General features: G+C 47.2%; 2 protein-coding genes. Both read right to left on the bottom strand.

Translation table 11 applies throughout. From position 1 onward, the window contains the following. Positions 1-5387 (bottom strand): PKD domain-containing protein (locus AB1797_12525; protein ID MEW5768420.1); only part of this gene is annotated, 5387 nt, incomplete at its 3' end. Between the two features lie 530 nt (positions 5388-5917). Continuing rightward, a partial coding sequence (locus AB1797_12520) for a M23 family metallopeptidase (protein ID MEW5768419.1) occupies positions 5918-6042 on the bottom strand: 125 nt, incomplete at its 5' end.

Here is a 6042-nt window from a genome sequence, read left to right as displayed (position 1 = left end):
TTATAGTCAAAGGTAGTGGTGTGCCTAAGGGGATCAGTGATGGTAGCGATTTGGTTGTAGGTAGACTCATAGGTAAAGTTGGTAACATTATTCAGGGCATCGGTAATCGAGGTGCGGTTGCCGTCTGCATCATAGCCATAAGTGGTAGTATGTCTCCTGGCATCGGTAGTAGAAACAAGCCGGCCCTGGTTAAAGTGATTGGTGGTTATATTACCGAGGGCATCGGTGATGGTGGTCTTTCTTTCGCCTGTTGTTTGATCGATGGTATTAAAGGCATAGGTGGTTTTATTCCCCCGGCCGTCAACATAAATGGTCTGATTGGGCTGATAGGTAAAGCGGCGGCTGTCAGAGCCACTTCCTCCGACACACCCGCAGGACTTTGTCTCTTGATAAACGACCCGGCCGGCACGGTCGTATTCGATCCGCTCTTCATTACCTCTGGCATCAACTACCCGGATCAACTGATGATATTTATATTCGCGGCTGTTGACATGCCCCATAGGGTTGCAAACACTGATCAGGTCTCCCTCATCGTTGTAGTTATAGAGGTAGTAGCCTAAGAGGCCAGGATCATAGATAACCCAGACGCTGCCGACCACATGATTGTCATCGGCATCTACTGCCTCAGCCGTGATGATGTTTCTTCCTTTGGAGAGAAAGGCCCCGAAGACACTAAAGCGGCCGTCTTTATCCACTTCAGCCGGTAATTCTGCTATCAGGGAGCCGTTGTTGGTTGATCTTACTGTTACTGTTGCTTCTATATTGCTCACCAGGCCGGAGACATAAATGGATGACCCGTTAAATCTATTCCCGCCGGCCGGAGAGGTAAGCGTGATGACTAGTTCTTCGTCAAATTGGGCCGGGGTATCTTCAATTACCTGAATACTGCCTTCAGCATAGGCATAGTAAGGGTAATCTGCGCCGTTATCCAGTTTGGCATAGACGTAATAGACACCAGGGGTATCTACTGAAGAGACATCCCAGATATAGGCATCGGTCTCATCATCCTCGCTCAGGCCACTGACAATCAGGTCGCCGTCATAGCCCTCCGGATCAGTGTCATAGTAGAGGCTGATAGCAGTATCGGCATCCGGCTCCTCATCCTGCCAGGTGATGGTATAAGAGGAGCTTACCGTAACATCCTTCTGAGGTAAGGTAAGGGTGATAGAGTGGTTACCGTGAACAACAAGGAGGTGGCCAAGGCTGTAATCATAGACCGGTGGATTTACCCCATCCTCTATTTTGGCGTAGAGATAATAGAGGCCTGGGGTTAGCGCAGAGGTATTCGCGGTATAGGCATCGGTCTCCTCATCCTCGCTCAGGCCGCTGGCTATCAAAGTTCCATCAAGACCTTCCTGATCAGTATCGTAATAGAGGCTGATGGTGGCATTATTATCCGGGTCGCTATCCTGCCAGCGGATGGTATAGGACTGATCTGCATGATCTCCACCTACTTTTGGCGGGCCGGTCAGGGTGATAGTAGGGGCGCCAAAGAGACTGGTTCCTTGGGAATCGTGTCTGGACATGGGCCAGTGAAGGGCATCCAGCTTATACCTGCTTCCACCTAAATCATAGCCGTAAATCCGGTGTTTTACCTCAGTGTCAGTTACTTCTTGATTCTTTGAACAGACGATCAACTCTAAATGGTCATCTTCATCTATATTTCCAATAGCCGGGGGAAGGTAAATGGGAGTTCCCACCTCAATAGGCCAACCATCCGGGCTGGTTCCGTCGCCATTAAAGGCATAGATCTTACCATCCTTACAGCCCACAATCACTTCACCCCTTCCATCGTTATCCACATCCGCGATGATAGGTGAAGTAATATCAGTATCCGAGACATCTATGGGCCAGGGAGAAGGAAGGGGAACGCCTTGATGGTCAAAGACGTAAAGGCGATTACCTGCGGTGATGACTATCTCGGTTGTCTGGTTCTGGCTATCTATATCCCCCAGGGCCGGTGAGGTCGGGTTTTCTCCAACCGCACCAGGAAATTCAAAGAGAGGATCTCCATTATGCCTGAAAGCGTAGAGATTTCCTCTGTCAGTTACAGCGATAATTTCCAGCCAGTTATCTCTGTTTACATCACCTACGGCCGGCCAGGACATAATCTTTCCGCTAACCTCAACCGGCCATCCTTGGACCTTATCCCCATTGGTCTTATAGACAGCCAGCTTGCCTGTGGCCGTCCCGATTACGATCTCAGCAAGGCCATCCTTGTTTATATCTGCTGTCGAGAGGACAGGTGGCTTATGATCTCCTCTATTAATAGCAGAGGAAATGATACTTACTGGCCACTTGCCAGGCAGCATATAGGATGCCGTAGTCTCACACTCGTCCGCAGGCGCTGTTTCCCGTTTGTTGACGGCATAGAGAAATATCTGGTAATTATTGCAAGTATCACCACTGGAACTAGACCAGGTATATGTAGCCGTCGCCATTTCCATGGCCTTATCACTATCCATATTGGCCAGAACAGGTGAATGAGTATCAAAATAGTAACCAACACTGCTGTTACAATCGGAAAGATGCGGTAACAGAAAGGCAGTATCCGGGTCGTTAACCGTTAGAGCCTGATCATATCTAACACAGTGATCACAGGAGCTATGCTGATAGTTACACCTATAAGCCGTATTCCCCACTATTTCCGACGTTCCATCATTATCTATATCCCCTGCTGCTAAATAAGAGATCTCCTTTCTAACCCCAAACCAATCTTTTTCATACCCTCCGTCTTCCTCTAAGAGAAAAATATATGGACGATAAAAATTACTTTCTATCCCGTAACATGTTCCTTCCCAATTAAAGCTAACACCGACCACAACCTTCTGAAGTTCATCTCTCTCATTCATTTTCACAATAAGGGGAGGGGAGTAATCCACCGCCGTATAATTCTTATTCCCGTAGCTGCAAACTACCGGCCAACCTGGCTGCGGGGTAATCCCGGCCGGAGGGGCCAGAGGCGAGATAACCACTCTGCTCGTAGCTATATCTATACCTCCATCATCATCGTTCACTCGAAGACTAACTACGTAAGTGCCTTCCTCATTCCAGGTATAAGAAGGGTTTTGCTCAGTGGAGTCATCAAAATTACCATCTTCATTCAGGTCCCAGGCATAGCTGAAGGTGTCATCTCCTGGATCAGTGGCTGAGCCGGATAGGCTTACTGGAGATCCTGCCATACCTAAGTAAGGCCCACCGGCATTGGCGGTCGGGGCAACATTGTTGATGGTTACCGGGGCAGTGGCTGTGTCAGATAGACCACCATCATCTGTTACCTTGAGGACAATAAGGCCCTTGTAGTCATCTGTCCAGATGTAGGAGGTAATACTATCTGAGGTGCTGACATCATAGGTGGCATCGTTATTTGTGTCCCATTCATAAAGGTCGATACTCCCATCATCAGTTGAGGCACTGGCATCCAGGGTAACAGGAGAACCTTCATTTGCCGAGTATGGTCCACTGGCGTTGGCAACGGGAGATTGGTTAGCCCCACCCAGTGGAGTCACCACCACATCATCAAACCAGGCCTCACCTCCCGCATTACAACCTATTTTCCCCTGGGCTAAACTATTATCAGTCACTTCTAAATAGTTTTTCCCCTCGAAATAACCTCGAATGTGCGGCCCTTCAACCTCAACCTTCATTATATACCATACGCCAGCTTGCACCCCTGATGGTAGAGTGGCACTACCTATTTTTGACCATCTACCAGAGGCCTGTTTCCAAAACCGAATCTCATTACTACCGACACCGACCTCCAGCAATATCTTATTATTATCCCGGGCTCTAAATATAAGCCCCGTCCCATTGCGCTGAGCAGAAGGCCCAAGCTTTACCTTCATCTGGACAGTATAATCAGTCCAGGAAGCATCACCAGCTACACTCCAGGCATCATTTATTGAGGTCATACTCTGGTAATATATACCATCAACTACCGACCAATTGCCCCTTAACCTTGTCCATTCCTTATCATTACCGTCATTAAAATCATCAGAAAATAGATAAGGTTGTCCTTCCGGTAAGGTAGTAAAAGTATAATCATCTGAAATGGCTTCATTATTGGCAGCATCTTTACTCCTGACCCTATAGTGGTAGGTAGATTCAGGTGTCAAACCAGATAGAACTACCGAGTGAAAAGTAACCAGAGCTGAAGCTAAGTCGGTCAAGGTGCCATAATTAGTATCCCGCCCGTATTCCAGTTGACTGGTAGCAGACTCATCTGTCTCCCACTTGATAGTAGCGCCCCTGGCTGTTGTATTACTCACCTGAACACCAGATATAAACGGCGGTGTGGTATCACCAACAACAGTAAAGTTAGCAGTAACTGATTTGGCACCATTCATGAGCAGTTGGGCCGGATTCGTTGAGCCTGTGAGATCCCCACTCCAATAGGAGAAACTATAGCCTTCATTAGCTATAGCCTCAACAGTAATAGTGGCTCCCCCCGTATGCCAGGAATCACTCTTAGGACTCACTGATCCCGCCCCTTCCGCATTTACTGCTGTCGTAAGCCGATACTGCGTGTTGAAACTTACGGTATAGGTCATATTAGTAGTAGGTGCCACATTATGGTTCATTGCTCCTCCATCAGACCAACTATCAAACACATACTGGATACCGGCTCCACCAGATTGGGGACTCGTTGTCCCTATTGTGTGGCTCGAACCGGATTCCCAGTCAAATACCTGAGTGGTACTGTATGTATCCCCATCAACAGTGAAGGAACGACCTGTCAGATCAGTCCCTACAGTTACAGTAACGGTCGATGGCCCGCCCAGTGAAGTCACCACCACATTATCAAACCAGGCCTCACCACCCGCATTACAACCTATTTCTCCATTGGCTAAACTATCATCAGTCACATCTAAATAGTTTTCCCCATCAAGATAACCTCGAATGTGCGGCCCTTCAACCTCAACCTTCATTATATACCATACGCCAGCTTGCACCCCCGATGGTAGAGTGGCACTACCTATTTTTGACCATCTACCAGAGGCCTGTTTCCAAAACCGAATCTCATTACTACCGACACCGACCTCCAGCAATATATTATTATTATTATCCAGGGCTCTAAATATAAACCCCGTCCCATTGCGCTGAGCAGAAGGCCCAAGCTTTACCTTCATCTGGACAGCATAATCAGTCCAGGAAGCATCACCAGCTACACTCCAGGCATCATTTATTGAGGTCATACTCTGGTAATATATACCATCAACTACCGACCAACTGCCCCTTAACCTTGTCCATTCCTTATCATTACCGTCATTAAAATCATCAGAAAATAGATAAGGTTGTCCTTCCGGAGCAAAACCAACAGCCCATACATGTGGGAGAAACCACATTACCATAAAACATGTTAGGGAAAATAGAGATACTCTCCGCATTTCTTCTCTCCTTTCTCCTTGTCTTTTTGCCGCATCATCATGTAAGCCTTCCGTCCCTCAGGCACAAGCTGATAGGAATTGCTGATAGGAATTGCTGATAGGCTGATAGGAATTTTGATTTCAGGGTAATCCGGAAGAAGTGTCATAGAAGTGCCCCCCAGATGTTTCTTAGTGCTTTGAGGCTTGTGATCTTGGATTAGCTGATAGGAATTTTGATTTTAGGGTAATTCGGAAGAGGTGTCATAGAAGTGCCCCCCAGATGTTTCTTAGTGCTTTGAGGCTTATGATCTTGGATTATAGTATATAAAAATGAGTAAGTCAAGCGAAGTTAAGCGAAAAGTTGAGGAAAAGAGGAAAATTTTTAGGGGATCGGACCATCAAAGCGGTTGGGCCGCTAAAATTGGCCTAAATTCTAAGCACACCCCTCCCGTGGTGTCCCAAGATGATAAAAGCAATTCGATGTGCGACGTGCCGGTCTTCTCACCGGTGATCTCTTACTACAGAAGATGATACTGATTACTGTCTCCCATTTATCGACCCACATAGCGAGAAGGATCAACCGTCTGGCCATTTTTGCAAATTTCAAAGTGAACGTGAGGTCCGGTAGAAATTCCCGTATCTCCCAGGAGGGCAATAGTTTGATACTGTTTTACAT

The sequence above is a fragment of the bacterium genome (genome assembly GCA_040753085.1).
Classification (GTDB): Bacteria; UBA9089; JASEGY01; order JASEGY01; family JASEGY01; genus JASEGY01.
Note: the sequence above shows the minus strand (reverse complement) of the source record. Positions and strands in the feature narration are given on the sequence as shown.